At 75.8% G+C, this 973-nt stretch carries 1 protein-coding gene; it reads left to right on the forward strand.

Annotation, left to right across the window (positions count from 1 at the left end; translation table 11 throughout):
* Positions 1-973 (forward strand): hypothetical protein (locus tag GCN75_RS28775; RefSeq protein WP_226941629.1); only part of this gene is annotated, 973 nt, incomplete at both ends.

Raw genomic sequence — 973 nt, forward strand, 5'->3', positions numbered from 1 at the left:
GGCGGCCTCGGCGTGTTCGCCGCAGCAGCAGGCGGCGGAGGCGGCACCACGGCCGGCGGTGCCGGCACGGGCGGCACGGGAACCGGTGGTACGGGCGGGACGGGAACGGGCGGCACGGGTGGCACTGGGGGAACGGGCACCGGCGGCACGGGCGGTACGGGAACGGGCGGCACCGGTGGCACGGGCGGCACGGGTGGTACCGGCGGTACGGGTGGCACCGGTGGCTCGACCGGCGGCCAGGGTGGCACGGGCGATCAATCGACCACCACCACGATCACAGACGCGGCCGTGCTGGCCGCCGCCGCGGCTGTCGCCGCCGCCAACGAAGCGCTGGCCGATGACGCCGCAGCAGCAGCGGCTGCGGCCACGGCAGCTGCAGCACTGGCAGCAGCGAATGCAGCCACCCTCGCCGACCAGCTGGCGGCGCAGGCCGCCGCCGCGGCCGCAGCAGCCTTGCTCGCCGCCAATAGCGCCACCACCGACGATGCGCTGGCAGCCAGTACGGCCGCCGTCGTGCCCGGTGCACAGGCCGCCGCGGGCGCCGCCACGAACGACGACAACGCAGCAGCAGCCGCTGCCGCAGCAGCCGCCATTTCGCTGGCCGCCACCACGTCGGCGCAAAATGCCGATGCGGCTGCCGTCACGGCCGCCGCCAACGCCGCTGCCGCGCACGCCGCTGCCGATGCGGCGCAAACGCAGGCGGACCAGACCAACGCCCCCGCACTCCAAGTCATCGCCGATGCGGCCGACGTGGTTTCCGCCGCCGCCAACACCCAGGCCGCGCTGACCGATGCTGCGGCACTAGGCGTCATCTCGGCCAATGATGCCGCCGCTGCCGCCGCTGCCACGGCGCTGGCCAATGCCACGGACGCCGCCGCGCTGGACCTGGCGGCCACCGCCGCCGCCAACGCGGCCGTCACGGCCGGCATACAGGCCAGCCTGACGGATGCCGCCGCCCTGGCGCTCATCTCCG

It is taken from the genome of Janthinobacterium violaceinigrum, assembly GCF_009208555.1.
Taxonomy (GTDB): domain Bacteria; phylum Pseudomonadota; class Gammaproteobacteria; order Burkholderiales; family Burkholderiaceae_D; genus Janthinobacterium; species Janthinobacterium violaceinigrum.